A 26,972-nucleotide genomic window follows, 5' to 3' on the forward strand; every position below is an offset into this window, starting at 1 on the left:
TTGCCGGCCCCTTCACCGAGGAGACACGCCATGCGCAGCTACCCCACCGACAGCCCCCAGGCCGCCGCCCGCATCCTGGCGCTGACCGCCACCGCCGACGGCCTGGTCGATCCCGCCGAGCTGGACTGGATCGACCAGCACGGCGTGCACCAGGCGCTGGGCCTGTCGCGCTCGTCGCTGCTGGCGCTGCTGGCGGCCCACATCCGTGAGCTGCGCGAGGTGGGCCACTGGGTCGACCCCGACATCTGCCCCTTCGACGAGCGCACCCTGGCCGACCTGATGGCCGAGATCCAGGACCCGGCGTTGCGCCGCCGCCTGCTGGGCCTGTGCGTGGCGCTGGCCCAGGCCGATGAGTTCGTGGCCGAGGCCGAGTCGGCGGTGCTGGTGGCCGCGGTCGAGCACTGGGGGCTGCAGCACGCGATGGTGCGCACCGACGCGCCCGCCCTGGCCAGCGGCTGAGCCGCCTTCAGACAACGGTCAGCAGCGCCAGGGACACTCCGCGGGTGCAGCCGCGTCCGGTTGCGACCGGAGTCCCGATGCGCCTCACCGCCCCCCTTCTGTCCGCCCTGGCCCTGGCGGCCAGCCTGGCCGCCTCGCTGCCCGCCCAGGCAGCCAAGGCCAACCTGCTGGTCAACGGCGACTTCTCGGCCGACACCACCGGCTGGAGCGGCGCCACGCTGAGCGATGGCCGGCCGCTGCTGAACCTGTTTGTCGATGCGGGCGGTGAGCTGGTCTACCAGGCCCGCTATGACCGCTGCGAGCCCGGCGACCAGCCGGCCTGCAAGCAGTACCCGATGTCGCCGCTGCTGTCGCAGGCGGTGACGCTGACGGCCGGCACCTACAAGCTCAGCTGGTACCAGCACAACGACGGCAAGCAGATCGGCCCGATCAACGCCTTTGACGTGCGCGTGCTCGATCCTGGCGAACCGCTGTATGTGCAGGACCCGGCCACCGGCTACTACGTGCGCACGCCGCCGGACATGCAGGGCGAGATCCTGGTGATCGATCCGGTCACCAACCGCTGGGTCACCGCGCCGCCGGCCACCCACACCCTGAAGTTCAAGGCGCCGGTGGACGGCGTCTACACCATCTACCTGGGTCTGCACGGCGTGGGCCGCCTGGTCGACACCGGCCTGCCCTACGACACCGTGTGGATCGACCAGGTCAAGCTGAGCAAGGTCTGCAAGAAGAACCAGCCGGCCTGCTGAGCCTGCGGCGTCAGCGGTGGAGGTCGAAGCGGTCGGCCTCCATCACCTGGGTCCATGCCGCGGCGAAGTCGCGCACGAGGCGCGCGCCGCCGTCGTCCTGCGCATAGACCTCGGCGATCGCGCGCAATTGCGAGTTGGAGCCGAACACCAGGTCCACCCGCGTGGCCGTCCACTTCGGCGTGCCGGTGCTGCGGTCGCGGCCTTCATACGCGTTGTCGCCGGTGGGGCGCCAGGTGGTGCCCATGTCCAGCAACTGCACGAAGAAGTCGTTGCTGAGCGTGCCCGGCCGATCGGTGAAGACGCCGTCACGCGAGTTGCCGTGGTTGGCGCCCAGCACGCGCAGGCCGCCCAGCAGCGCGGTCATCTGCGGCGCGGACAGGCCCAGCAGCTGGGCGCGGTCCAGCAGCATCTGCTCGGGCGCCACGCTGAAGGCTTGGGCGCGCCAGTTGCGGAAGCCATCGGCCTGCGGCTCCAGCACCGCGAACGACTCGACGTCGGTCTGCTCGGCGCTGGCGTCGGTGCGGCCGGGCGTGAAGGGCAGCTGCAGCGTGTGGCCCGCGGCCTGCGCGGCGGCCTCAACGCCCGCGTTGCCGGCCAGCACGATCAGGTCGGCCAGTGACACGCGCTTGCCGCCTTCGGCATGGGTGTCGAAGCCGCGCTTGACTTCCTCCAGCACGCGCAGCACCTGGGCCAGCTGGGCCGGCTGGTTGACCGCCCAGTCCTTCTGCGGCGCCAGGCGGATGCGGGCGCCGTTGACGCCGCCGCGGCGGTCGCTGCCGCGGTAGGTGCTGGCAGCGGCCCAGGCGGTGGAGACCAGCTCGGCCACGCTCAGGCCCGAGGCCAGCACGCGCTGCTTCAGCTCGGCCGCATCGGCGGCGTCGATCAGCGGGTGGTCCACCGGCGGCAGCGGGTCCTGCCACAGCAGATCTTCAGTGGGCGCCTCGGGGCCCAGGTAGCGGGTCTTCGGGCCCAGGTCGCGGTGGGTCAGCTTGAACCAGGCGCGGGCGAAGGCGTCGGCGAACTGGCCCGGGTGGGCCAGGAAGTGGCGCGAGATCGCCTCATACGCCGGGTCAAAGCGCAGCGACAGGTCGGCGGTGGTCATCATCGGCGCGTGCTTCACCGACGGGTCATGGGCGTCGGGGATCAGGTCCTCGGGCGCCACGTCCTTGGCGCGCCACTGGTGGGCGCCGGCCGGGCTCTTCACCAGTTCCCACTCGTACTTGAACAGCGTTTCGAAGTAGCCCATGTCCCAGCGCGTGGGGTGGGGCTTCCAGGCGCCTTCGATGCCGCTGGTGGTGGTGTGCACGCCGTGGCCGCTGCCCAGTTGGTTGATCCAGCCCAGGCCCATCGCTTCCATCGGGGCGGCCTCGGGCTCGGGGCCCACCAGCGCGGGGTCGCCCGCGCCGTGGGCCTTGCCGAAGGTGTGGCCGCCGGCGATCAGGGCCACGGTTTCCTCGTCGTTCATCGCCATGCGGGCAAAGGTCTCGCGCACGTCGCGGCCGCTGGCCACCGGATCGGGGCGGCCGTCGGGGCCTTCGGGGTTCACGTAGATCAGGCCCATCTGCACGGCGGCCAATGGGTTCTGCAGCTGGCGCTCGCCGTGGTAGCGGCTGTGGGGCTGGTCGCTGGTGGCCAGCCAGGACTTTTCGGCGCCCCAGTAGATGTCTTCCTCGGGCGCCCACAGGTCTTCACGGCCCCCGGCAAAGCCGAAGGTCTTGAAGCCCATGGTTTCCAGCGCCACGTTGCCGGCCAGGATCATCAGGTCGGCCCAGGAGATGGCGTTGCCGTACTTCTGCTTGATCGGCCACAGCAGACGGCGGGCCTTGTCCAGGTTGCCATTGTCGGGCCAGCTGTTGAGCGGCGCGAAGCGCTGGTTGCCGGTGCTGGCGCCGCCGCGACCGTCGGCCGTGCGGTAGGTGCCGGCGCTGTGCCAGGCCATGCGGATGAACAGGCCGCCGTAGTGGCCCCAATCCGCGGGCCACCAGGGCTGCGAATCGGTCATCAGCGCGGCCAGGTCGCGCTTGAGCGCGGCGTAGTCCAGCGTGCCGAAGGCGTGGGCGTAGTCGAACTCGGCGTCCAGCGGGCTGGAGACCGGCTGGTGCTGGTGCAGGATCGCCAGGTTCAGCTGGTTCGGCCACCAGTCGGCATTGGCGCGGGCGGCGGGGGTGGTGCGGGCGCCGGTGTGGTGGAACGGGCACTGGGCGGCGGCAGGCTGGCTCATCAGGATCTCCTCGGTGACACGGCGTCGATGCCGATGCCGGGACTTTAGAGATCCGCTATCAGTGTGGGTATTTGATTGAGCCAATCAATGCAATAGCCGCGGCCTCCCAGACTGGCTCAGCGCGGCGCGTCGGGCTGCTTCGACGGCGCCGCGTCGGCAAAGGCCGGCAGCTTCGCGCAGGCCGCATCCACCGCGCTGATCAGCGGCCAGCGCGACAGGTCCACGCCGAAGCGCCGGGCGCTTTCCACCTGGGGCACCAGGTAGACATCGGCCAGCGTGGGCGTGGGACCGAAGCAGTAGGCACCGCGCGTGGTGTCGGCCGCCAGCAGCGCCTCGATCGCGTCGAAGCCGGCGCTGATCCAGGTGCCGCACCAGGCGTTGATGGCGGCCTCGTCGCAGCCGAACTGCTGGCGCAGGGTTTCCAGGATGCGGCGGTTGTTGATGGGGTGGATGTCGCAGCCCACGATGGCCGCCAGCGCGCGTACGCGGGCGCGGGCGTCGGGGTCGGTGGGCAGCAGCGGCGGCGTGGGGTGGCGCTCTTCCAGCCACTCGATGATGGCGGGCGACTGGATCAGCACCTGGCCATCGTCCAGCACCAGCGCCGGCACCAGCTGCTGCGGGTTGACGGCCTTGAAGGCGTCCTGCAGGTGCTGCTCGGTACGCAGGTCCACCGCGATGTACTCGGGTGACAGGCCCTTGAGGTTCAGCGCGATGCGCAGGCGGTGCGAGGTGCCGCTGCGAAAGAAGTTGAACAACTTCATTCGGCGGGGCCCACCACCAGCTTGACCGTGCCCACGCCTTCGACCGAGCCCTCGATCACATCACCGGCCACCACCGGCCCCACGCCTTCGGGCGTGCCGGTGTAGATCAGATCACCCGGCTGCAGGTGATAGAACAGCGACAGGTCGGCAATGATCTCGCGGATGTTCCAGATCAGCTTGTCCACGTTGGACTGCTGGCGCACCTGGCCGTTCACGCTCATCGCCAGCGCGCCATGGTCCAGCACCACGCCAGGCAACGGCTTGATCGGCGCGCAGACCGACGAGCCTTCCACATCCTTGCCCAGGTCCCAGGGGCGGCCCTTGTCGCGCGCCACCAGCTGCAGGTCGCGCCGGGTCATGTCCAGGCCGCAGGCGTAGCCGTAGACCAGTTCGTGGGCCTGCTCGGCCGGTACGCGAAAGCCGGCCTGGCCGATGGCCAGCACCAGCTCCATCTCGTGGTGAAAGTTTTGCGTCTCGCTGGGATAGGGCACTTCTGAGCCCGACTCCACCAGCGTGCTGGGCGACTTGGTGAAATAGAACGGCCGCTCCACGCTCTTGTCCACCGGCTTGCCCATCTCCACCGCATGCGCGTGGTAGTTGCGGCCGACAAAGAACAGGCGGTTCACGGGAAAGCGCTCGGCGCGGCCCTCGATGGGCAGCGAGGCAACGGGCGGCGGGGGGAACAGGTAGGTGGTCATGGTCAGGGATTACGAACGCACTTCATAGACGCCCAGCTTGCGGTGCAGCGGGCTCTCGTCGGCGATGAAGACAAAGCTGGGCGCGTCAGCGCGGGTGTTGCGCAGCGTGATCGGCGTGTAGCCGGGGGCGCAGCAGGTGTCGGCCTCGGCCAGCGTGAAGCGCTGCTCGTCGATCGACACCTCGGCGCCGCCTTCGATCAGGTGGAACACGCTGGCGGGCGAGCGCGCGGGCAGCTGCAGGGTCTGGCCCGGGCGCAGCATCAGCGCGTAGAAGCCCAGGATGTTCTCGGCGTCGCCGCCGGTCTCGGGGTTGACGTAGGTGACCTGCACGCACTCGGTATCGGGCTGGTCGGCGGCCAGCGCCTGCAGCGCGGCGCGCGCCTCGGCCCAGGGGTAGCGCAGCATCGGGTAGCGCTTGTCGCTGCGCTGGAACACGGTGGTGGGCATCAGGCCGCCGCGGGCGTAGGCCTGGTCACCGCGGCCCTGCTTGACCTGCTGGCGCTGGCCTTCGATGGCGTAGCTGGCCTCGAGGTAGTAGACGATCGGCAGGTCCAGCACATCCAGCCAGACCACCGGCTCGGTGCCGTCGTGGCCGTGTTCGTGCCACAGGCCGGTGGGGGTGAGGATCAGGTCGCCGCGGGCCATCGGGCACTTCTCGCCATCCACCGTGGTGTAGGCGCCCTCGCCCTCGACGATCATGCGCACCGCATTGGGCGTGTGGCGGTGGCTGGGCGCCCACTCGCCGGGCAGCAGCAGCTGCATGCCCAGGTACATCGCGGCGCTGGCCTTCATGTTGTCCAGGCCGTGGCCGGGGTTGGCCAGCACCAGCACGCGGCGCTCGGCCTTTTCCATCGGGGTGAGCTCGCCCGCGCGCATCAGCAGCGGGCGCAGCTGCTGGTAGTTCCAGTAGGTGGGCTTGGTGTTGGGGCGCGGCTTGCCCGGCGGCAACACGGCGCGCAGGCTGGGCCACAGCGGCACCAGGTTCTGCGCGCGCAGCGCCTCCAGGTATTCCGCGGGCAGGTCTTCCAGGCGTCCGAGTTCGTTCATCGTGGTCTCCTTACTTGGCCAGGCAGTTGTCGACGTTCCAGCCGTACAGCCATTCCATCGCGTCGTAGAAGCGCTCCTGCGAGCGGCCCTTCCACAGCGAGTTGCGCACCAGGCGCTCCACGCCGGCCGCGTGGTACAGCCGGCCCATCTCGCGGCCCGACAGCACGATGCGCGCGGTGCGCGCCACGCGGCTGTCCTGGTAGAGCTGCAGCGCCTTGTCCCAGTCGTTGTCGTGCACGCGCAGGGCCTCGCCCAGCGTGACGGCGTCTTCCAGCGCCATGCAGGCGCCCTGGGCCATGTACTGCGTGGTGGGGTGGGCGGCGTCGCCCAGGATGGTGGCGCGGCCAAACACCCAGGTGCCAATGGGTTCGCGGTCGGCGGTGGCCCAGCGGCGCCAGCTCTTGGGCAGGTCGATCAGCTGGCGCGGCTTGGCGGCAATGCCCTGGAAGTAGCTCTGCACCTCTTCCTTGCTGCCATCGGTGACACCCCATTCTTCCTGCTGGCGGCTGTGGAAGGTGACCACCACGTTGTACTGCTCGCCGCCGCGCAGCGGGTAGTGCACCAGGTGGCACTTGGGGCCGGCCCACAGGCTGGCGGCGTTCCACTGCAGGTTCTCAGGGAAGTCCTGCTTGTCGATCACCGCGCGGTAGACCACATGGCCGGTCACCCGCGGCGGATCATTCACGTACTGCGCGCGCACCACGCTCTTGCCGCCATCGGCACCAATCAGCGCCTGGCCCGCCCAGCGCTTGCCGTTCTGGTCGATCGCGGTGACCACGCCACCGTCCTGCTCCACCTTCACGATGCGGGTGCTGGTGAAGAACTCCACGTTGGGGCTCTCCTGCACGCCTTCCAGCAGCGAGGTGTGGATGTCCACCCGGTGAATCACCGCATACGGGTTGCCGAAGCGCTGGCGGAAGGCCTCGCCGGTTTCCAGGCGGCCGATCAGCGACTCGTCGATCGCGTCGTGCATCACCATGCAGTCGGTGTAGACCGCCCGGCCGCGCGCCTTGTCGCCCACGCCCAGCGCATCAAAGGCATGGAAGGCGTTGGGGCCCAGCTGGATGCCGGCGCCGATCTCACCGATCTGCTCGGCCTGCTCGAACACCTGCACCTTGAAGCCGCGCTTGAGCAGCGCCAGCGCGGCGGCGAGGCCGCCGATGCCGCCGCCGGAGACCAGCACGGGCAGGTTGTGAGGGGAAGGCGTCATGGGGGGCTCCTTGGTTGCTTGCTATGCACATTATCAGTAAGCTGATGATTAGTGTAGGGCGTCGGTGTGGTGAGTGTCAGGATGGGGTTTTCCCTTGGATCTTGATCCTATTCGCCCGGGATGGCGGCAGCGGCGCACACCTGCGAACCGCGAGCGCGCCCCCGCGATGGCGGCCGACCAGCATCGCTCTTGTCGGAGACGAGTGTCCTCGGCGCTCGACGCCCATGTGGGCAATGGCAAACCTATCCCGTAAGACCTCAACCCTGGCCAGACCCATCTCCACCGCCATCGCCTTGCCAATCGCACCCATCCCGGGCAAAGTTGCCGCAGGGAGATGCCGCTTTTGACGGCTGAATACTGCATGACGACACAGCCCACCATGGCCACCGCAACGCTTGGCGCGGCCCGCACGCCAATGGTTTCGACGACGCTATGTAGACAGCCAGCGTGGCTACGCAGCAAGACTGTCTTCCCAAATTAACGCTAGCACCAATATGCCGTTTGCTCACTCCCGTTCATACTCGAAAAATCTAGATGTTCTTGTCGCGGTCATTACTCATCTGGGTTACACAGACTGGAACATGCGTTCGCCCAAGAATCTTGCGAAAGCTCTTGGCCTCAGCGAGGATCGGGTCCAATTTGTCCTCGATAGTTTTCCAGCCTTCTTTCGAAAGGCAGAGTTTATCTCAAGCAAAGGCACCACCTTCTATCAGCTGCATGTGCGGCATGCGATTCGATGGAAAGATGAGAGTGCGTCCGAGACTGAATCAGCGGAGGCGCCGTTGGACCCTTCAACGGTAAATGCAATGATTGATGTTGCAGTAAAGTGTGCTGACCAAGAGCGACGCAATTCACTTGGTTACCTCACGGTAGCCGTGGCTGCATTGGTTTCAATCACCGGCGCAATCATCACGTTGTGGGCGCGGCGTGGTTGCTAACGCGGCAGTAGATGCGCGGCTTTACCGCGGGGACGCCGTGCCGAAGATGCAAGCCGCTCAACCCACACATCCACGCTACCGTCCTAAATCACCTGCCGGCTATGTCTCCACCGCAGCTTAGAGAGCACTTCCTTGAGGCAGGCAGTCCGCACGGAACGGTCGTACTGAATTGGCGCAAGACTGGGCCCGCTGAGATCGTTGCATACGCCGTCGCCTACAAGAATGCTGCTCAGAGTCTCATTGCTAGGCTTGAAGGGTCCAACGGCTACCCCGATCACTGCGCATTCCCGATAGTCTTCTTGTACCGACACGCTATCGAGTTGTACTTGAAGGCCTTTGCCTTCAGATCTGCCCGCGCTCTATTGGTCGAAAGTGAGCTTGAAGTCACTCTACCCAGCCTTTGGCGCGAGCACTCATTACCCAGTCTTCTTAAGATGGCTGACTTAGTAGTTCGCCAGTTAAAACCACCCGCACCTTCTGCGATTCAACACGCATTGCCTTCCGCCGCCGAATTCATTGATCAACTACACGAACTTGATCCAGGGTCCTACTCCTTTCGCTATCCCGTCGGAACGACCGGCCTGCCATTGTTTGAGTCCACACTACGGATGAACCTTTTGGTCTTCGCGCAGCGTGCCGATTCTGCCTTGGATGAGCTTAGTGGCGCCTGCATTTACTTGGAAGAACGCTTCATCTCAACGACAGAAATCAAGTTGGCATTAGCACAACTTTCCGAAGGCGGCGCGCGGTGACGCCTGACTATCCGTTCAACAGTAATGGGTGGGGCATGCGCCGCCACTCCGCTTAACTCGCCTCCAAGACCCCATTCCCCCATGTGGCGCTTCCGAAAGTCCTTCTCGCCCTTGCCAGGTGTCCGGCTCACGCTCTCGCCGAGCGGAATATCAACGTCTGTCGGCTTAGGTCCACTTCGCGTCACCAGTGGGCCGCGCGGCCAACATTTGACTGCGAACATTCCCGGAGCAGGCCTCTCATACAGGCACCCGTTGACAGGACAAAGAGTCGACCCTCGCCCTACTCCCGAACGCCTGACCGAGCCATTTCAGTTGTCACCACCTTCCGCGCCGACGCGCGAGTTGACTATGGAGCAGATTGAGAGCGCCGGCTCCGCAGTCCTTACAACGCCAGGCATTGCAGAGTTTCGTCGTCTACTTGATCAAGCCCGCATAGAGCATGCCGAAATAGCTCGAGCGCTTGACCACGCAATAAAACTTGAATGCGCGGCAACGGCGAAGTATCGGGCCTGGAGAAATGGTTGGCTTCTACGCCGTATTCTGAAGAAGCGCTATGAAGAACTGGCTCTCACATCGACCGAGGCTCGCGATCGAAAAACGGAACTTGAGGAGCAAGAAGAGCTCGCGAGATTATCTACCCAGATTGATGTACCTATTTCCCTCAAGTCAACCTTCTCTCGTTTCTCGGACACATTTGCCCAGTTGGCTCGGTCCACGCGATTATGGGACACAGTGAGCCATCGCTCGATTAATCAATTCGCCGAGCGAACATTGGCCGCACGCGCTGTGGAACGAAAGTCTGTCAAGTTCGCACTTGGTAGATGCGAAGTAATCCGATCGGACTGGCTCGTCCCGCACCTGGAGAACGCTAACGGCGGCGATATCTACCTCTATCCTTTGTTCGTTGTGTACTTCGCCGGTGAACAGAACTTCGCACTTCTTGAATATAAGGATCTAAACGTCAGCTTCGGAGTAACAAGGTTTCACGAAGAGGAGGAGGTCCCTACGGACTCAGAGATTGTGGGCAGGACATGGGCAAGAACGAACAAGGATGGAAGCCCCGACCGTCGTTTCAAGGAAAACTATGAAATTCCAGTTGTCCAATACGCAAGGCTCACCCTTCAGTCTGCAACCGGCCTCAACGAGGAATACATGCTCAGTAATGTCCAAGCAGTTGAGGCGTTTGCCAAGGAATGGAAATCGTTGGTCGAGTGCATCACACGAGGAGCCTGATTTTACACCGCAGCCAACACGCTAACGTGTGGCCCCAATCACAGGTGGCAATGGGGTGCGCCAAATTTGTGCCAGCACTCCGGGTGCGGCAAACTTTGACGATATGCAGCGGTATTGATTGGAGGTCGAAAGTGACCGAAAAGCACTGGCTTGACTATCTTGCGGCACTTGGCTCTATTGCAACACCCATCCTTGTTCTCGCATTAACTGCTATTGGCTGGAAGTTGCGCCGCCGCGTTGAGCGCCAACTAGAACTTGAAGACAAGTTACGTGAAGATCGCATCACAATCTACAATCATATACTTGAGCCGTTCATCATCTTGCTCATGACGGATGCTGCCTGGCAGCATGATAAACAGAACAGAGCAAGAGATAAGAGCGACATTGCCCTAGGAAAGATGCTGTCGCTAGAATATCGAAAAATCGCATTCAAGCTCTCGCTTGTTGGCTCAGACGCGGTTGTGCTCGCGTACAACGACCTATTTCAACATTTCTATTCCCAAGGTGAAGCACCAAATGCGTCAGAGGAGAACTTGAAAATTATGATGGGGCTTCTTGGCAGGTTTCTTCTTGAAATCCGGCGGAGTATGGGAAATGAAGCGACGCAATTGAACCAATGGCAAATGCTAGAGTGGTTCATTACTGACGCGCGGAAGTGGCGAAATACATAAACCGTCTACAGGATCTTCCCCGTGAGTCAACGGCGATTGGCGGTGTCCCACCAATGTCAAACCGCGTTCGTGCACAAAGAAGTAAATGTTGATTGCCAGTGCCAGCTTGGAGGGACAGTCCGCACAACTATCCCGCCAGATCATCCTAGGTTGCACAAATGACGCTGAGTCTAGCTGCGGAAGAAGTCCTTCGGGATTGCGAGAATGCACTGAGTTTCCTCCAGGAGGAAACCGATCCTAGCAAGTTCAGGCTCTTCTGGCTGGCCGCTGTTGCAGGGCTTCGATCGGTTGGACACGTCCTCGACAAGGTAGATTCGTTGGAACAGCCGAAGCTCGGCGCAGCAGCCAGAGCTGCCTATAGTCGATGGAAGCAGGAGCCAGAAAACAATCAGATATTTTGGCAATTCATTGATAATGAGAGAAATTCTCTTCTCAAAGAGGGTGAGCCTGCGGTATATCCTGTTCCTCATCGACTTTTGATCGATGCAGATTTCGTCTACGACGGCGACTTCGATTTATTCGCTCCAATACTTAAGGGACCGTACATCGGGGAGGATTGCCGTGACGTTCTTGGCCTTGCGGTTTCTTGGTGGAAGGAACAAATCAATGCGATTAAACGCGAAGCTCAAATCTAGTCGCTCGGACTGCACCACCGTTCCACCCTAAGTCCACAAGCGAGTCATCGCTGGGCGCGACCACGTGTCTGCGGCCAAGCAGTTTCAAGATAGGGCATCACCAGTAGGTCCGCACATTTTCATAAGCCGTTAGAAGGCAAGGAGGAGTCCGTGGCTCTAATCAAATGTCCTGAGTGTTCGACTCAAGTTTCCGATAAAGCAGCGAGTTGCCCTTCCTGCGGCTACCCTCTCGCCGATGCAACTCCCGTTGAAGGCGGCGTCCAGGCACAACGAACGCCGGCTCAAGTAAATTATCCTCCTACTGTGAAAATATCAAAAAGCAGGGGCGCATACATCATCCTTGGAATTTTGTTCGGGTACATTGGCTTTCATAATTTTTATTCAGGACACAATCTGCGAGGCGCAGTGAAATTTGGAGTCTTCATCCTCACTTTCGCCCTGGATGCTTCCACGCGCTTTTATACAGGATTCTCAATTGTTGCGATGGTGATATTTGCACTCTGGTCTCTTATTGAAATCGTCACCGTCAAGAACGATGCTGCCGGATACTCAATGTCTTAGCTATTTATGGTGGAATTCATTGTACTTTGGTCGGACCTGCGAATTTCAAAAGTCGACCCCGACGGAGCCTCAGCGCTGACGCAGTATTGACAACGGTGGTGTCGGCGTATTGAGCTCGTGTCCGCTGTTCAGGGATGCGCCGCAATCACCTCCGCCACCGCCGCCGTCAACCTTGTCCCATACCCCATGTGCAGAAACTCATTCGGCCCATGCGCATTGCTCTTGGGCCCCAGCACGCCGCAGACCATCATCTGCGCCGCCGGGAAGCCCTGTTGCAGCAGGTTCATCAGCGGGATGGTGCCGCCCTGGCCGATGAAGCCCAGCGGGGCGCCGAAGTGGCGGCGTGAAGCGCGGTCCATGGACTGCTCCAGCCACGGCGCCAGTGAGGGCGCGTTCCAGCCGGTGGCGCCCCAGTTGTCCATGCGGCCGTCGGGCTCGAAGGTGACCTTGGCGTTGTAGGGCGCGTTGTCTTCCAGCAGCGCCTTCAGCGCCACCGCGGCCTCGTGGCCGGGCACCAGCGGGGGCAGGCGCAGGCTCAGCTTGAAGGCGGTGTAGGGGCGCAGCACGTTGCCGGCGTTGGCCAGCGCGGGCATGCCGTCGACCCCGGTGATGCTGAGCGTGGGGCGCCAGGTGCGGTTCAGCAGCGCCTCGACCGGGTCGGTGGTGGTGGGCAGGGTGAAGCCGCCGTCGGCGCCGCAGGCCCAGGGGTAGCGCTTCCAGACCTCGTCGCCCAGGATGGCGGCGGTGGCGCGGGCCTGGGCGATGCGGTCGGTGGGGATCTCGCAGTGGAAGGCGGCGGGCAGCAGGCGGCCGCTCTGGGACTCTTCCAGCCGGTCCAGCACCATGCGCATGATGCGGAAGGTGGAGGGCACCAGGCCGCTGGCGTCGCCCGAGTGGATGCCTTCGGTCAGGATCTCCACCTTCAGCGTGCCGGTGATGTTGCCGCGCAGGCTGGAGGTCAGCCACAGCTGGTCGTAGTTGCCGGCGCCCGAGTCCAGGCAGACCACCAGGCTGACGTCGCCCAGGCGGCCCTTCAGGGCGTCCAGGTAGGCGGGCAGGTCGTACGAGCCCGATTCCTCGCAGGTCTCGATCAGGCCGACGATGCGCGGGTGCGGCACGCCTTGCGCCTTCAGCGCCTCGATGGCGCTGATGCTGGCGTAGATGGCGTAGCCGTCGTCGGCGCCGCCGCGGCCATAGAGCTTGCCGTCCTCGATCTTGGGCGTCCAGGGGCCCAGGTCGGAGCGCCAGCCGCTGAACTCGGGCTGCTTGTCCAGGTGGCCGTACATCAGCACCGTTTGCGTGCTGCCGGCCTTGGTGGCGTCCAGCTCGAAAAAGATGACCGGCGTGCGGCCTTCCAGGCGCAGCACCTCCAGCCGCAGGCCGGGCACCTTGCGGCCCTCCACCCAGGCGGCGGCGTCGCGCACCACGCGGTCGATCAGGCCGTGGGCCGACCAGTCGGCGTCGAACATCGGGCTCTTGGCGGGCACGGCGATGTAGTCAACCAACTGCGGCACGATGCGCTCGCGCCAGGCGGTGTCGACAAACTCGCCCAGCAGGGCGGGATCGAGCGGGGGCAGGGTTTCTGGAGCGTTCATGCGAAGAAATCCGGGGGGATCGACGTACACACGGATTGTGCGCCGGTCCGGCTGCACTATGCTCGGTAACACCTGCATCGCGAGGAGGGATCATGGGCGTCGACGACATCGGCCGCCGGCAAGGGCTGGCCCGCCTGCTGGCAGGCGGCTGGGCGCTGGCCACGGGCCGCGCGGCGCAGGCCCAGCTCACGCCGGGCGTCACGCCCCAGGCCATCCTGGTCGGCCAGGTGCTGTCGATGCAGGCCGGTCGCAATGAGCACGGCGCGGCCACCCGCCAGGGCGTCGAGGCCGGCGTGCGGCGCATCAATGCCGAGGGCGGCATCCTCGGGCGCCAGCTGGTGATCCGGGTGGCCGACGACGAGGCCAAGTCCGAGCAGGCCGAGGCCCTGGCCCACCAGCTGGTGGCCGACGGTATGTTCCTGCTGTTCGGCTCGATCGAGGGCGGCCCCAGCAATGCGGTGATGAAGGCGGCGATTGCCAAGAACGTGCCCTTTTTTGCGCCGATGGCCGGCTCGCCCACGCTGCGTCGGCCGCTGCAGCCGCTGGTGTTTCCGGTGCGCGCCGAGCACCGCGACGAGTTCCGTGCGCTGCTGGCCTACGGCCACAGCCTGGGCATGCGCCGCGCCGCTTTTTTGCAGGCGGACACCGAGGTCGGCCGCCTGCACCTGGCCAATGTGCAGCGGGCCTGCGCCGACCTGGGCATGCCGCCACCGCTGGCGCTGCCGGTGGGCGGCGAGGCCAGCGACGCACAGATCACCGCCATGGTCCAGAGCGTGCGCGAGGCCCGCTGCGAGCTGATCTTCAACCACGGCTCGATCGGCGTGTATGAGCGCCTGATCCGCGCGCTGCGCCAGGCCGGCCTGGGCATCGCCTGCTATGGCGTCAACTCGGGTTCGGCGCAGCTGGCCAAGCGCCTGGGCGAGCTGTCGCACGGCATGCTGTTCACGCAAGTCGTGCCCTCGCCCTGGGAGCGCAAGACGGCGCTCACCCGCGAATACCAGGCCGACTTCCGCGCCGCCTTTCCCGACCCCGAGTTCTCCTACGGCAGCCTGGAGGGCTACCTCAGCGTGCGTGCGCTGGCCGAGGCCTTGCGCCGCAGCGGGCGCGACCTCACGCGGCCGGGCCTGGTGCGCGCGCTGGAGACGGCCAGCTACGAGGTGGCCGGCTTCAAGCTGCGCTACACGCGCGAGGAGCGCATCGGCTCCAGCTTTGTCGACACCGCCCTGGTCACGCGCGACGGGCGCTTTCGCCACTGACGGCGACGCGCGCGCTCAGATCCCGGCCGGCCAGCGCGCGTCCAGCCAGGCCAGCAGCTCGGCCATCACCTCGGCCCGCTCGGGCTCGTGGAAGATCTCGTGGGCCAGGCCGGGCCACTCGCGCGTGCTGACCACCGCGGTGGGCGCCTGCTGCGCGAAACGGGCGCTGCCGGCCGGCGCCACGCAGCGGTCGGCGCCGGCCCACATCAGCAGCGTGGGCACCGACCAGCGCGGGGCCACCGCCTGCACCGCCGGGCCGGCCTGGGCCAGGAAGCGGCCCAGCCGGCCGCTGATGCGGTCATGCACCAGCGGGTCGGCCAGGTAGCCGGCCACTACCGCGGGGTCGCGTGAGATCCAGGCGGCGTCCAGCCCGTTGCCCACGCACAGCGAGGGCAGCAGCCGCGGCACCAGCGCCAGCAGCAGGCGTTGCAGCGCATTGGCGCCGATGTCCAGTGCCGGCGAGGACAGCACCAGCGCATCCACCGGCTGCCACCACGCGGCCGGCTGCGCCGCCAGGCCCTCGGCCACGTAGCGCGCCGCCACCGCGCCGCCCATGCTGTGGCCCAGCAGCACCAGCGGCCCTGTGCCAGCGGCGCGCACCACGGTGATCATCCGCCCCAGGTCGACCAGCAGGCTGTCATCGGCGGCGATCAGGCCGCGCGTGCCGCCCGACTGGCCGTGACCACGCTGGTCATAGGCCGCCACGCGCCAGCCGTGGCTGCACAGGGTCTGGGCCAGCTCCTCGTGGCGGCCGGCGTGTTCGCCCAGGCCATGCACCAGCAACACCTGGCCGCGCGGGGCGTCGGCGTCCCACAGGCGGGTGTGCAGGGTCAGGCCATCGGCGGTGTGGATCGCGTCGCTCATGGGCAGGTCTTCTTGCGGCTGATGGGCACAGTCTCTCATCCCGCCCAGGCGGTGGGCCGGCCCCACAGAAAGCCCTGGGCGCGCGGCACACCCAGGCCGGCCAGGCAGGCCGCCTGGCGTGGATGCTCCAGGCCCTCGGCCACCAGGTCCAGCGACAAGGCCTGCGCCAAGCCCACCAGCAGCGCGACGATGGCCTCGCTGGGCCGGTCCTCCGGCAGGCGCTGGACAAAGCTGCGGTCGATCTTCAGCACATCCACCGGCAGGCTGCGCAGATAGGCCAGCGACGAGTAGCCGGTGCCGAAGTCGTCCAGCGCGACGCGCACGCCCAGCGCGCGGGCGGCGCGCAGGCCGTCCAGCGCCGGCCCTTGCGCCTCCAGCAGCGAGGCCTCGGTCAGCTCCAGCTCCAGCAGCGACGGTGGCACGCCGGTCTCGGCCAGCAGGCGCTGCAGCGTGGGCACAAAGCCGGCCGCGCCCCAGGTGCGCGCGCTCAGGTTGACCGCCACCGGCACCGCCCGCCCGGTGCGCCGGGCGTCGGCCGCCCAGGCCAGCGCCTGGGCCAGCATCCAGCGGTCGATCTCGACCACCAGGCCGCTGTCCTCGGCCACGTCGATGAAGTCGACCGGCCCGAGCAGGCCGCGCTGCGGATGCTGCCAGCGCACCAGCGCCTCCACGCCCACCCGCGGGCCATCGGCCGTCAGCGCCACCTGCGGCTGCTGCCAGGCGCGCAGCTCGCCGTGGCGCAGCGCGCGGCGCAGGTCGGCCTCGGTGCGGGTGCGGGCCAGCTGTTCCTCGCGCAGGCGCGGGTGGTAGGCGCGCAGCCGCCGCCCGCCGGCCGGCAGCGGGCCGGCCGAGGCCAGCTCGGCCTGCTGCAGCAGCTGGTCGGACTGCAGGCCATCGGCCGGGAACCGGCTCCAGCCGATCGACACCGCCAGCGGCGTGCCGGTGCCGCTGGGCAGTGCCTGCACCCGGTTGCACAGCACCTGGGCCCAGGCGGCGGGGTCGTCCAGTGCGCTGCTGTCGTCGCAGCACAGCACGAACTGGCCGTCGCGGTGGACAAACACCGAGCCCTCGCCCATCTGGTCCAGCAGCCAGCGGCCCACCTGGCGCAGCACGCCGTCCACGCCGCCGGGCCCGATCACCGCCGCCAGCTCCTGCAGCTGCGGCAGGCACAGCGACACCACCAGCAGCCGCGACACCGAATGCAGCCGCTGCGGCAGCGCATGCTCCAGCGCGCGCCGGTTGGCCAGCAGCGTGACACTGTCGCGCTCGGCCAGCCAGCGCACGCGCGACTCGGCCTCGTCCAGCGCCCGGGTGGCCTCGGCCACGCGGCGGTCCAGCGCGGCGTGGCGGCTTTCGCGGTCGCGCTGGTCGGCGTGTTCGCGGGCATGCATCAGCACTGAATCGATGCCTTCGGCCAGGTCGTCCAGCACCCGGGCACCGGACTCGCGCCGACGCTCGGCCAGCTCGCCGGACAGGCGCGCCGCGCTGGACCACAGGCCCAGCGCGGCGGCCTGCTCGGCCAGAAAGGCCAGCGCCTCTTCGCGGTAGAGCGGGCGGCCCTCGCGGTCCAGCCGCCGCCGCGCCAGCTCGGCCAGGCGCATGGCCTGGCGGTGCCGGCCTTCCACCGCCAGCACGCGGCCATGGTTCAACGCCAGTGCGGCCAGCAGGCGGCGCAGGCCGTGGCGGCGTTGCAGCGCCCGCGCGCGCTGCCAGGCCTGGCGCGCCGGACCGGCCTGGCCCAAGGCCGCCCGCGCCCAGGCCAGGTTGCACCACAGCACCGCGTGGGCCAGCGGCCACTGCGCGATGTCGGGCTCGGCCAGGCCGCGCTGCAGCTCGCGCTCGGCCTGCGCCGGCTGGCGCGCCAGCAAGGCGCAGTAGCCCAGGTTGGCGGCCACGCGCACGCGCCAGCCGGCCGGCACCTCGGTGCCCATCAGCGCCAGCGCCTCCTGGTAGGCGGCGCGGGTGGTGTCGAGCTGCGCCAGGTGCACATGCAGCAGGCCGGCGGTGAACAGCGCCGCACCGCGCTGACGGTCCAGCCCGTGCTCGCGCGCCAGCACCATGGCTTCGCGCAGATAGGCTGAGGCATAGACAAAGCGGCCCAGCTGGATCTGCGCGTCGCCCAGGGCGGTCAGGGCCGCCACGGTGCGATCGGGTCGGCCGCGCTGGCGCAGCTCGGGCATCAGCTGCACCAGGGCCTCGGCGGCGCCCAGCCAGTCGCCCTCGATCTCGCGCACCTGGGCGGCGAGCAGGGCGCCGTCGAGCTGGTCGTCGGTGGCGCCAGCCGGGGCCACCAGGTCGCGCGCCTGCGCCACCACCGCTGCCAGGCCGTGGGTGCCCTGGTGCAGTGCGCGCTGCAGCCGCTCGAACAACGGGCCCAGGTTGTGGCCGCGGCGCGTCAGAGCCTCCAGCTCAGCCGCCCACGGCGCTGCCCGGTCCAAGTCCTCGTCCATGTGTCCTCCCAGGGCCGATGATGCGTGGTGCGGTGGGCGCAGCGCAAGATGCTGACGCCCGACCGTTGTCCCGACCGCGACACCAGGGCAGACGCCCCCGCGCTATGGTCCGACCCAGGAGACTTCGATGACCGATACCCCCGCCTTCACCTGCCACACCGACACCGACAGCGGCGTCACCGAGCTGCAGCTGTGCCGGCCCGAGCGGCTCAATGCGCTGGACCCGGCCCTGTTTCGCGCGCTGCGCCAGACCGTGCAGGCGCTGGACGCCGCCGGCACCACCCGCGTGCTGCTGATCAGCTCCACCGGCAAGCACTTCAGCGCCGGCATGGCGCTGGATGTGTTTGCCTCGGACCTGGCGCTGCTGTCCACCGCCACCGCGCGCCAGCGCCAGGCCTTCCAGAGCGGCCTGCGGGCGCTGATGGAGGACCTGGACGTGCTGGACAGCGCGCGCTTCCCGGTGATCTGCGCGGTGCAGGGCGGCTGCATCGGCGGCGCGCTGGACCTGGCGGCGGCCTGCGACATCCGGGTGTGCAGCGCCGATGCCTTCTTCACGATCCAGGAGATCGTCATCGGCATGGCGGCCGACATGGGCTCGCTGCAGCGCCTGCCGAAGATCCTGCCGCAGGGCCTGGTGCGCCAGATGGCCTACACCGGCGAGCGGCTCGATGCCCAGCGCGCGCTGGCCCACGGCCTGGTCAACGCGGTGCTGCCCGATGCCGCGGCGCTGCGCGAGCACGCGCTGGCGCTGGCGCGCGAGATCGCCGCCAAGAGCCCGCTGGCGATCGCCACCAGCAAGCAGGCGCTGAACTACGCCCGCGACCACGGCGTGGCCGATGCGCTGGCGCAGATGCGCCTGCTGCAGAGCGCGGCCTTTGACATCGAGGAAATGGGCCGCGCCATCGCCGCCTGGAAGGACAAGCGCCCCGGCGACTTCGAGCCGCTGGCGCCGACCGCCTGATCAGGCGGCGCGGGCCTGGCGCACCGCACGCTCCCACTGCGCCATCAGGTCCTGCGCCCGCTCGCGCGGCATTGTGGGCAGGAAGCTGCGCTCGACCTGCCACTGCGCCTCCAGCTCGTCCAGGCTGCGCCACACGCCGGTGGCCAGGCCGGCCAGGTAGGCGGCGCCCAGCGCGGTGGTCTCGATCACCTGCGGCCGCTGCACCGGGATGCCCAGCAGGTCGGCCTGGAACTGCATCAGCAGGTTGTTGACGCAGGCGCCGCCGTCCACGCGCAGCTCGCTCACTGGCGTGCTGCCGGCCGCCACTGCGTCCTTGCTCATGGCCTGCAGCAGGGCCGCGCTCTGAAAGGCGATGCTCTCCAGCGCGGCCCGCGCGATGTGGGCCACGGTGGAGCCGCGCGTCAGGCCGACGATGGTGCCGCGCGCGTCAGCGTCCCAGTAGGGCGCGCCCAGGCCGGTGAAGGCCGGCACCAGCATCACGCCGCCGGCGTCGGGCACGCTCTCGGCCAGCGCCTGCACCTCGGAGCTGGACTGGATCGCGCGCAGGCCGTCGCGCAGCCACTGCACCACCGCGCCGCCGATGAACACGCTGCCCTCGAAGGCGAACTGCGGCCGCGCATCGGCCTGCGCCGCGCTGGTGGTGATCAGGCCGTTGGCGCTGGTCTGGAAGCGCCCGCCGGTGTGCATCAGCATGAAGCAGCCGGTGCCGTAGGTGTTCTTCGCCAGCCCGGCGCGAAAGCAGGCCTGGCCGAACAGCGCGCTCTGCTGGTCGCCGGCCATGCCAGCCACCGGCACGGCGGCGCCCAGCAGCGCCGGCTCGGTCTCGCCGAACACATGGGCGCTGGGGTGGACCTGCGGCAGCACGCTGTCGGGCACGCGCAGCAGGCCCAGCAGCTGGTGGTCCCAGCGGTTGTGACGGATGTCGAACATCATCGTCCGCGCCGCGTTGCTGACATCGGTGGCATGCACCCGGCCGCCGGTGAGCTTCCACAGCAGCCAGCTGTCCACCGTGCCGAACGCCAGCTCGCCGCGCGCCGCCGCCGCGTGCGCGCCCTCCACGTGGTCCAGGATCCAGCGTACCTTGGTGCCCGAGAAGTACGCGTCCACGCGCAGCCCGGTGCTCTGCAGGAAGGTGTCGCCATGGCCCTGCTCGCGCAGCTGCGCGCACAGCGGCTCGGCGCGCCGGTCCTGCCAGACGATGGCGTTGTGGATCGCGCGGCCCGTGCGGCGGTCCCAGACCACCGTGGTCTCGCGCTGGTTGGTGATGCCGATCGCGCGCAGCTCGCGCGCCGTGATGCCGGCCTTCACCAGCGCCTCCTGCGCGGTGGCCAACTGGCTGGACCAGATCTCCTCGGGGTCGTGCTCGACCCAGCCGGGCTGCGGGTAGATCTGGCGGAACTCGCGCTGCGCCATGGCCACGATGCGGCCGCGCTCGTCGAAGACGATGCTGCGCGAGCTGGAGGTGCCCTGGTCCAGGGCCAGGATGAATGCCATGCGCGTCTCCTTGTGATTCTTTAGCCAGCCACTTCGACCTGCACACCCGCCTCGGCCAGCAGGCCGGGGAAGGGGGCCGGCGGCGGCGCGTCGGTGAACAGCAGGTCGATCTGGTCCATGCGGCCGAGCTCGACCATCGCCGGCCGGTTGAACTTGCTGTGGTCGGTGGCCAGCCAGACCTCGCGGCTGTGCTCGATGATCGCGCGCGCCACCTGCACCTCGCGGTAATCGTAGTCGCGCAGCGTGCCGTCGGCCTCGATGCCGCTGATGCCGATCAGGCCGATGTCGACGCGGAACTGGCGGATCAGGTCCACCGCCGCGGCGCCGACGATGCCGCGGTCGCGGTGGCGCACCACGCCGCCGGTGACGATGACCTCGCAGTCCGGGTTGGCGGCCAGGATGGTGGCCACGTTCAGGTTGTTGGTGATCACCCGCAGGCCCTGGTGCTGCAGCAGCTCGCGCGCGATGGCCTCGGTGGTGGTGCCCAGGTTGATCAGCAGCGAGCTGCCGTTGGGCACGCGCTGCGCCACCGCGCGGGCGATGCGCTGCTTGGCGTCGGCGTGCAGCATCTCGCGCTGGCGGTAGGCGATGTTCTCGGTGGTGGAGCTGGGCACGCGCACACCGCCGTGGTAGCGCGACAGCAGCCCGGCCTCGGCCAGCAGCTTCACATCCCGGCGCACCGTCTGCAGCGTCACGCCGAAGCGCTCGGCCAGCGCCTCCACGCTCATCACGCCGTGCTGGCGCACGGCCTCAAGCAGTTCCGATTGGCGGGGATTGGGCGTCATGGCGGCATCGATGGTACGACCGGAGTCCCCCGGCGTCGCGAGCCTAAACGAACCAAAGCGAAAACAAACAGCTGAAATTCCTATTGCAAACGAACATAGACTGGGCTAAAAAGAAAAAAGAAGAACGCGACCCCCTGGTTGCCCGCTGGAGACATTGCCCGTGCCGCCCTCATCGCCCCTGCCGGCGAACGCCCCGCTGCCTGCCGATACCTGCGACGTGCTCGTCGTGGGCGGCGGCATCAATGGCTGTGGCATCGCCCGCGACCTGGCCGGCCGCGGCTGGCGCGTGGTGCTGGCCGAGCAGGACGACCTGGCGGCGCACACCTCCAGCTCCTCCACCAAGCTGATCCACGGCGGCCTGCGCTACCTCGAGTACTACGAGTTCAGCCTGGTGCGCAAGGCGCTGCAGGAGCGCGAGGTGCTGCTCAAGAGCGCGCCGCACATCATGTGGCCGCTGCGCTTTGTCATGCCGCACGACCCGGCGATGCGGCCCGCCTGGCTGATCCGCCTGGGCATCTTCCTCTACGACCACCTGGCCCGGCGCGAGGTGCTGCCGGGTTCGCGCGGCGTCAACCTGCGCACCCACCCGGTGGGCGCGGCGCTGCAGGACCGCTACACGCGCGGCTTCGTCTACTCCGACGGCTGGGTGGACGACGCGCGGCTGGTGGTGCTCAACGCGATCGATGCGCGCGCCCGCGGCGCCTCGGTGCGCACCCGCACCCGGGTCGAATCGGTGCAGCGCGAGGCCGGCGGCTGGCTGGCGCAGCTGGCCGGTCCGCAGGGCGAGCGGCAGACCGTGCGCGCCCGCGCGCTGGTCAACGCCGCCGGTCCCTGGGCCGAGAGCTTCCTGCGTGGCGTGGCCCGCCCGGCCGGCCACGAGAGCCTGGCCACGCGCAGCCTGCGCCTGGTCAAGGGCTCGCACATCATCGTGCCGCGCTGCTTCGAGCACGACCACGCCTACATCTTCCAGAACCCCGACAAGCGCATCATCTTCGCCATCCCCTACGAGCGTGAGTTCACGCTGATCGGCACCACCGACGAGGAGATCCACGGCGACCCGCGCGACGCCCGCATCGGCCCCGACGAGGTGGCCTACCTGTGCGAGCAGGCCAGCCGCTACTTCCGCCGCCCGGTGCGCGCGGCCGACGTGGTCTGGAGCTACACCGGCGTGCGCCCGCTGCTGGATGACGCCTCGGGCGACCCCTCGGCCGTCACCCGCGACTACCTGCTGGAAAGCAACGAGCTGCCCGGCGGCGGCGCGCCGCTGCTGAGTGTGTGGGGCGGCAAGATCACGACCTTCCGCAAGCTGGCCGAGGACGCCGCCGACGAGCTGGGCCGCATGCTGGGCGAGCCGCGCCGCGCCTGGACCGAGGGCGCCTTCCTGCCCGGCGGCGACCTGCGCGACTGGGTCGGCCCACCGCAGCGCCCCGACACCGATTTCGAGCGCCTGGTCCAGACCCTGGGCCAGCGCCACCCCTGGCTGCCCGGCCCGCTGGCGCGCCGCCTGGCCCGCGCCTACGGCGCCCGCGTCGGCCTGGTGCTGGGCGAGGCGCGATCGCTGGCCGACCTGGGCGCCGCCGTGGCGCCGGGCCTGTACGAGGCCGAGTTGCGCTATCTGCGAGAGGAGGAGTGGGCCTGCAGCGCCGACGATGTGCTGTGGCGCCGCTCCAAGCTGGGCCTGCACCTGACCGTGGCCGAGCGGGCCCAGGTGGCCGCCTGGCTGGCCGCCCATGCGCAGGCCGGCGCTGATGACGAGATGACGATGAAGGTGGACACATGCAGCTGACGCTCGAAGGCATCAGCCGCCGCGTCGGGGCCGAGACCTGGCTCCATCCGATGGACCTGGCCCCGCGGCCCGGCGCCGTGACCGTGCTGCTGGGCGCCACCCAGGCCGGCAAGACCAGCCTGATGCGGGTGATGGCCGGGCTGGATGCGCCCACAGCCGGCCGCGTGCGCGTGGACGGCACCGACGTCACCGGCGCGCCGGTGCGCCAGCGCAACGTGGCGATGGTCTACCAGCAGTTCATCAACTACCCGTCGATGACGGTGTTCGACAACATCGCCTCGCCGCTGAAGCTGGCCGGCCGCCCGCGCGAGCAGATCCGCCAGCAGGTGCAGGCGCTGGCCGAGCGGCTGCACATCGAGCCCTTCCTGGCCCGGCTGCCGGCCGAGCTGTCGGGCGGCCAGCAGCAGCGCGTGGCGCTGGCGCGCGCGCTGGCCAAGCAGGCGCCGCTGATGCTGCTGGACGAGCCGCTGGTCAACCTGGACTACAAGCTGCGCGAGGAACTGCGCGAGGAGCTCTCGGCCCTGTTCGCCAGCGGCGAGGCCACCGTGGTCTATGCCACCACCGAGCCCGCCGAGGCGCTGCTGCTGGGCGGCTACACCGCGGTGCTCGACCGCGGCGAGCTGCTGCAGTACGGCCCCACCGCCGAGGTCTTCCACCGCCCGGCCTCGCTGCGCGTGGCGCGCGCCTTCAGCGACCCGCCGATGAACCTGCTGGCAGCCGAGGTGGCCGACGGCGGCGCCCAGCTGGCCTGCGGCCCGCTGATCGCAGTGGACCTGCCCACCCAGGCCACCCGTGCGCTGACACTGGGCCTGCGCGCCAGTGCGCTGCGGGTGCAGGCTCGGCCCGGCGACGTGGCCCTGCCGGGCCAGGTGCAGCTGGCCGAGATCTCGGGCTCGGACACCTTCGTCCATGTGCACACCGCCGTGGGCGAGCTGGTGGCGCAGCTGACCGGCGTGCACGAGTTTGAGCTGGGCGCCGCCTTGACCCTGTACGCCAGCCCGGCGCAGGCCTATGCCTTTGACGCCAGCGGCGCGCTGCTGACGGCGCCGCAACGCGCGCGGGGAGTGTGAGATGGCCAAGATCGAACTCGACCTGGCGCACAGCTACAAGCCGACCCCGCAGCAGGACAGCGACTACGCGCTGCTGCCGCTGAACATGTGCTTCGAGGACGGCGGCGCCTATGCGCTGCTGGGCCCCTCGGGCTGCGGCAAGACCACGATGCTCAACATCATGTCGGGTCTGCTGGTGCCGTCGCAGGGCACGGTGCGCTTTGACGGCCAGGACATGACCCGCGCCACGCCGCAGCAGCGCAACATCGCCCAGGTGTTCCAGTTCCCGGTCATCTACGACACCATGACCGTGGCCGAGAACCTGGCCTTCCCGCTGAAGAACCGTGGCGTGCCGGCGGCACAGATCCGCCAGCGCGTGGGCCAGATCGCCGAGATGCTGGAGATGAGCCACCAGCTCGACCAGGCGGCGGCGGGCCTGAGTGCCGACCAGAAGCAGAAGATCTCGCTGGGTCGCGGCCTGGTGCGGCCGGATGTGTCGGCGGTGCTGTTCGACGAGCCCCTCACCGTGATCGACCCGCACCTGAAGTGGCAGCTGCGGCGCAAGCTCAAGCAGATCCACCATGAGTTGAAGCTCACGCTGATCTACGTCACCCACGACCAGGTCGAGGCGCTGACCTTTGCCGACCAGGTGGTGGTGATGACGCGCGGCCGCGTGGTGCAGCTGGGCACGCCCGACGCGCTGTTCGAGCGGCCGGCGCACACCTTCGTGGGCCACTTCATCGGCTCGCCCGGCATGAACTTCCTGCAGGCGCAGGCGAGTGGCGGCACGCTGCAGATTGGCGGCCATGCGCTGCCGGCCGACCGCGCGCTGCCCGAGGGCCCGCTGCGCCTGGGCATCCGCCCCGAGTACCTGGCGCTGGCGCCGGCCGGCACCCCCGGCACGCTGCCGGCCCAGGTGCGCCAGGTGCAGGACATCGGCACCTACCAGCTGGTCACGCTGGACGCCGCCGGCCAGGCCCTGAAGGCGCGCCTGTCGCCCGAGGCCGTGCCGCCCGCCACCGGCGCCGCCGTGGGCCTGCAGGTGCTGGGCGCCCACAGCTGCTTCTACCGCGACGAGGAGCTCATCCCGTGACGACCAAGCCCGTCAACCAGAAGGCCTGGTTCCTGATCCTGCCGGTCTTCCTGTGCGTGGCCTTTTCGGCCATCCTGCCGCTGATGACGGTGGTGAACTACTCGGTGCAGGACATCATCAGCCCCGAGCGCCGCGTCTTCGTCGGCACCGAGTGGTTCGCCGCGGTGATGCGCGACGAGGACCTGCACGCCGCGCTGTGGAACCAGCTGCGCTTCTCGCTGGCCGTGCTGCTGGTGGAGATTCCGCTGGGCATTGCGCTGGCGCTGTGCATGCCGGCCGCCGGCTGGGCGGCGTCGGCCACGCTGGTGGTGGTGGCGCTGTCGCTGCTGATCCCGTGGAACGTGGTGGGCACGATCTGGCAGATCTTTGGCCGCGCCGACATCGGTCTGCTGGGCCACACGCTGGAGTCGCTGGGCATCGAGTACAGCTACACCGGCGACGCCACGCAGGCCTGGCTGACCGTGCTGCTGATGGACGTGTGGCACTGGACGCCGCTGGTGGCCCTGCTGGCCTACGCCGGCCTGCGGTCGATCCCCGACGCCTACTACCAGGCTGCGCGCATCGACGGCGCCAGCCGCCTGGCGGTGTTCCGCTACATCCAGCTGCCCAAGATGCGCGGCGTGCTGATGATCGCGGTGCTGCTGCGCTTCATGGACAGCTTCATGATCTACACCGAGCCCTTCGTGCTCACCGGCGGCGGGCCCGGCAACGCCACCACCTTCCTGTCGCAGTACCTGACGCAGAAGGCGGTGGGCCAGTTCGACCTGGGCCCGGCGGCGGCCTTCTCGCTGATCTACTTCCTGATCATCCTGCTGCTGTGCTTCATCCTCTACAACTGGATGCAGCGGCTGGGTCAGGCCCAGAACCAGGGACAGGAGCTGCAGTCGTGAACGACGCCCGCTTCAAGAAACGCACGCTGTTCCTGCTGGCCTACATGGTCTTCGCGCTGCTGCCCATCTACTGGATGGTCAACATGAGCTTCAAGACCAATGAGGAGATCCTCAGCAGCTTCAGCCTGTGGCCGCAGCAGTTCACCTGGGCCAACTACGCCACCATCTTCACCGACGAGAGCTGGTACTCGGGCTACATCAACAGCCTGATCTATGTCGGCATCAACACCGTCATCTCGATCACCGTGGCGCTGCCCGCCGCCTACGCCTTCAGCCGCTACAGCTTCCTGGGCGACAAGCATGTCTTCTTCTGGCTGCTGACCAACCGCATGACGCCACCGGCGGTGTTCCTGCTGCCCTTCTTCCAGCTCTACACCACGGTGGGCCTGATGGACACCCACATCGCGGTGGCGCTGGCCCACCTGCTGTTCAACGTGCCGCTGGCGGTGTGGATCCTGGAGGGCTTCATGAGCGGCATCCCGCGCGAGATCGACGAGACCGCCTACATCGACGGCTACAGCTTCCCGCGCTTCTTCGTGCAGATCTTTCTGCCGCTGATCAAGGCCGGCGTGGGCGTGGCGGCCTTCTTCTGCTTCATGTTCAGCTGGGTCGAGCTGCTGCTGGCGCGCACGCTGACCAGCGTCAACGCCAAGCCCATCGTCGCCACGATGACGCGCACCGTCAGCGCCAGCGGCATGGACTGGGCCACGCTGGCCGCCGCCGGCGTGCTGACCATCGTGCCGGGCGCGATCGTGATCTGGTTTGTCCGGCACTACATCGCAAAGGGCTTTGCGATGGGCCGCGTCTGAGGAGG

General features: G+C 67.9%; 25 protein-coding genes. 15 read left to right on the plus strand and 10 right to left on the minus strand.

The genetic code is table 11. The features are described from left to right. Positions 1-30: 30 nt before the first annotated feature. Both KAK06_RS15350 and KAK06_RS15355 read left to right on the plus strand, forming a co-directional pair. Complete coding sequence (locus KAK06_RS15350) at positions 31-459, plus strand: TerB family tellurite resistance protein (RefSeq protein ID WP_210803002.1); 429 nt, start codon at positions 31-33, stop codon at positions 457-459. Positions 460-536: 77 nt separating this feature from the next. Beyond that, complete coding sequence (locus KAK06_RS15355; RefSeq protein ID WP_210803003.1) at positions 537-1,208, plus strand: hypothetical protein; 672 nt, start codon at positions 537-539, stop codon at positions 1,206-1,208. Positions 1,209-1,218: 10 nt separating this feature from the next. Here KAK06_RS15355 and katG read toward each other — a convergent pair whose 3' ends face one another. From katG to KAK06_RS15380, 5 genes are all read right to left on the minus strand, one after another. Further along, entirely contained in the window at positions 1,219-3,429 is a 2,211-nt protein-coding gene (gene katG / locus KAK06_RS15360) for a catalase/peroxidase HPI (RefSeq protein WP_210803004.1), read from the minus strand. A gap of 116 nt (positions 3,430-3,545) precedes the next feature. Next, positions 3,546-4,190, minus strand: coding sequence for a maleylacetoacetate isomerase (gene maiA, locus KAK06_RS15365; RefSeq protein ID WP_210803005.1), 645 nt, complete (start codon positions 4,188-4,190; stop codon positions 3,546-3,548). Next, positions 4,187-4,888 (minus strand): fumarylacetoacetate hydrolase family protein, encoded by a 702-nt coding sequence (locus tag KAK06_RS15370; RefSeq protein WP_210803006.1) that lies wholly within the window; start codon positions 4,886-4,888, stop codon positions 4,187-4,189. The genes maiA and KAK06_RS15370 overlap by 4 nt, the downstream gene beginning before the upstream one ends. Positions 4,889-4,897: 9 nt before the next feature. Next, positions 4,898-5,935, minus strand: coding sequence for a cupin domain-containing protein (locus KAK06_RS15375; RefSeq protein WP_210803007.1), 1,038 nt, complete (start codon positions 5,933-5,935; stop codon positions 4,898-4,900). Positions 5,936-5,945: 10 nt separating this feature from the next. Next, entirely contained in the window at positions 5,946-7,145 is a 1,200-nt protein-coding gene (locus KAK06_RS15380; protein WP_210803008.1) for a 3-hydroxybenzoate 6-monooxygenase, read from the minus strand. A 581-nt stretch (positions 7,146-7,726) separates the two neighbouring features. Between KAK06_RS15380 and KAK06_RS15385 the strand changes: the two genes are divergently transcribed. The 6 genes from KAK06_RS15385 to KAK06_RS15410 all read left to right on the plus strand — a co-directional run bounded on the left by KAK06_RS15385 (position 7,727) and on the right by KAK06_RS15410 (position 11,935). After that, positions 7,727-8,083 carry a hypothetical protein gene (locus KAK06_RS15385; protein ID WP_210803009.1) on the plus strand — a complete coding sequence of 119 codons (357 nt, stop codon included), beginning with the start codon at positions 7,727-7,729 and terminating at the stop codon, positions 8,081-8,083. 326 nt (positions 8,084-8,409) lie between these two features. Then, positions 8,410-8,835: a hypothetical protein gene (locus KAK06_RS15390; RefSeq protein WP_210803010.1), complete on the plus strand. Its 426-nt coding sequence runs from the start codon at positions 8,410-8,412 to the stop codon at positions 8,833-8,835. An 81-nt stretch (positions 8,836-8,916) separates the two neighbouring features. Next, positions 8,917-10,068 carry a DUF4236 domain-containing protein gene (locus tag KAK06_RS15395; RefSeq protein ID WP_210803011.1) on the plus strand — a complete coding sequence of 384 codons (1,152 nt, stop codon included), beginning with the start codon at positions 8,917-8,919 and terminating at the stop codon, positions 10,066-10,068. 131 nt (positions 10,069-10,199) lie between these two features. Then, positions 10,200-10,739 carry a hypothetical protein gene (locus KAK06_RS15400; RefSeq protein ID WP_210803012.1) on the plus strand — a complete coding sequence of 180 codons (540 nt, stop codon included), beginning with the start codon at positions 10,200-10,202 and terminating at the stop codon, positions 10,737-10,739. A 158-nt stretch (positions 10,740-10,897) separates the two neighbouring features. Continuing rightward, positions 10,898-11,374, plus strand: coding sequence for a hypothetical protein (locus tag KAK06_RS15405; protein WP_210803013.1), 477 nt, complete (start codon positions 10,898-10,900; stop codon positions 11,372-11,374). 150 nt (positions 11,375-11,524) lie between these two features. Beyond that, positions 11,525-11,935: a zinc-ribbon domain-containing protein gene (locus KAK06_RS15410; protein WP_210803014.1), complete on the plus strand. Its 411-nt coding sequence runs from the start codon at positions 11,525-11,527 to the stop codon at positions 11,933-11,935. Between the two features lie 128 nt (positions 11,936-12,063). Here the strand turns inward: KAK06_RS15410 and KAK06_RS15415 are convergent, their stop codons facing one another. Next, positions 12,064-13,530 (minus strand): M20 family metallopeptidase, encoded by a 1,467-nt coding sequence (locus KAK06_RS15415; protein ID WP_210803015.1) that lies wholly within the window; start codon positions 13,528-13,530, stop codon positions 12,064-12,066. Positions 13,531-13,622: 92 nt separating this feature from the next. On the opposite strand from KAK06_RS15415, the gene KAK06_RS15420 reads away from it, so the two are divergent. Further along, on the plus strand, positions 13,623-14,786 hold the full coding sequence (locus tag KAK06_RS15420) for an ABC transporter substrate-binding protein (protein ID WP_210803016.1): 1,164 nt from the start codon (positions 13,623-13,625) through the stop codon (positions 14,784-14,786). Positions 14,787-14,801: 15 nt separating this feature from the next. On the opposite strand, the gene KAK06_RS15425 is transcribed toward KAK06_RS15420, so the two are convergent. Together KAK06_RS15425 and KAK06_RS15430 are read right to left on the minus strand one after the other, a co-directional pair. Beyond that, positions 14,802-15,650 carry an alpha/beta hydrolase gene (locus tag KAK06_RS15425; protein ID WP_210803017.1) on the minus strand — a complete coding sequence of 283 codons (849 nt, stop codon included), beginning with the start codon at positions 15,648-15,650 and terminating at the stop codon, positions 14,802-14,804. A gap of 35 nt (positions 15,651-15,685) precedes the next feature. Further along, positions 15,686-18,100, minus strand: coding sequence for a putative bifunctional diguanylate cyclase/phosphodiesterase (locus tag KAK06_RS15430; protein WP_210803018.1), 2,415 nt, complete (start codon positions 18,098-18,100; stop codon positions 15,686-15,688). Positions 18,101-18,227: 127 nt separating this feature from the next. Between KAK06_RS15430 and KAK06_RS15435 the strand changes: the two genes are divergently transcribed. Then, complete coding sequence (locus tag KAK06_RS15435) at positions 18,228-19,061, plus strand: enoyl-CoA hydratase-related protein (RefSeq protein WP_210803019.1); 834 nt, start codon at positions 18,228-18,230, stop codon at positions 19,059-19,061. On the opposite strand, the gene glpK is transcribed toward KAK06_RS15435, so the two are convergent. Together glpK and KAK06_RS15445 are read right to left on the minus strand one after the other, a co-directional pair. Then, positions 19,062-20,555, minus strand: coding sequence for a glycerol kinase GlpK (gene glpK / locus KAK06_RS15440; protein WP_210803020.1), 1,494 nt, complete (start codon positions 20,553-20,555; stop codon positions 19,062-19,064). A 20-nt stretch (positions 20,556-20,575) separates the two neighbouring features. Further along, positions 20,576-21,340 carry a DeoR/GlpR family DNA-binding transcription regulator gene (locus KAK06_RS15445; RefSeq protein WP_210803021.1) on the minus strand — a complete coding sequence of 255 codons (765 nt, stop codon included), beginning with the start codon at positions 21,338-21,340 and terminating at the stop codon, positions 20,576-20,578. Between the two features lie 160 nt (positions 21,341-21,500). Here KAK06_RS15445 and glpD point away from each other — a divergent pair, with 160 nt between their 5' ends. From glpD to KAK06_RS15470, 5 genes are read left to right on the plus strand one after another with little or no spacing between them, the layout of a single operon-like run. Then, on the plus strand, positions 21,501-23,126 hold the full coding sequence (gene glpD / locus KAK06_RS15450) for a glycerol-3-phosphate dehydrogenase (protein WP_310741101.1): 1,626 nt from the start codon (positions 21,501-21,503) through the stop codon (positions 23,124-23,126). After that, a complete protein-coding gene (locus tag KAK06_RS15455; protein WP_210803022.1) occupies positions 23,117-24,196 on the plus strand; it encodes an ABC transporter ATP-binding protein in 1,080 nt (359 codons plus the stop codon). The genes glpD and KAK06_RS15455 overlap by 10 nt, the downstream gene beginning before the upstream one ends. 1 nt (position 24,197) lies before the next feature. Continuing rightward, positions 24,198-25,268, plus strand: a complete 1,071-nt coding sequence (locus KAK06_RS15460) for an ABC transporter ATP-binding protein (RefSeq protein ID WP_210803023.1) — start codon at positions 24,198-24,200, stop codon at positions 25,266-25,268. Beyond that, a complete protein-coding gene (locus tag KAK06_RS15465) occupies positions 25,265-26,158 on the plus strand; it encodes a carbohydrate ABC transporter permease (RefSeq protein WP_210803024.1) in 894 nt (297 codons plus the stop codon). The genes KAK06_RS15460 and KAK06_RS15465 overlap by 4 nt, the downstream gene beginning before the upstream one ends. Beyond that, positions 26,155-26,967 (plus strand): carbohydrate ABC transporter permease, encoded by an 813-nt coding sequence (locus tag KAK06_RS15470; RefSeq protein ID WP_210803025.1) that lies wholly within the window; start codon positions 26,155-26,157, stop codon positions 26,965-26,967. Before KAK06_RS15465 ends, KAK06_RS15470 begins: the two co-directional genes overlap by 4 nt. Positions 26,968-26,972 lie beyond the last annotated feature (5 nt).

Origin of the sequence: Ideonella aquatica (assembly GCF_018069755.1) — a bacterium.
Lineage (GTDB): Bacteria > Pseudomonadota > Gammaproteobacteria > Burkholderiales > Burkholderiaceae_C > Ideonella > Ideonella aquatica.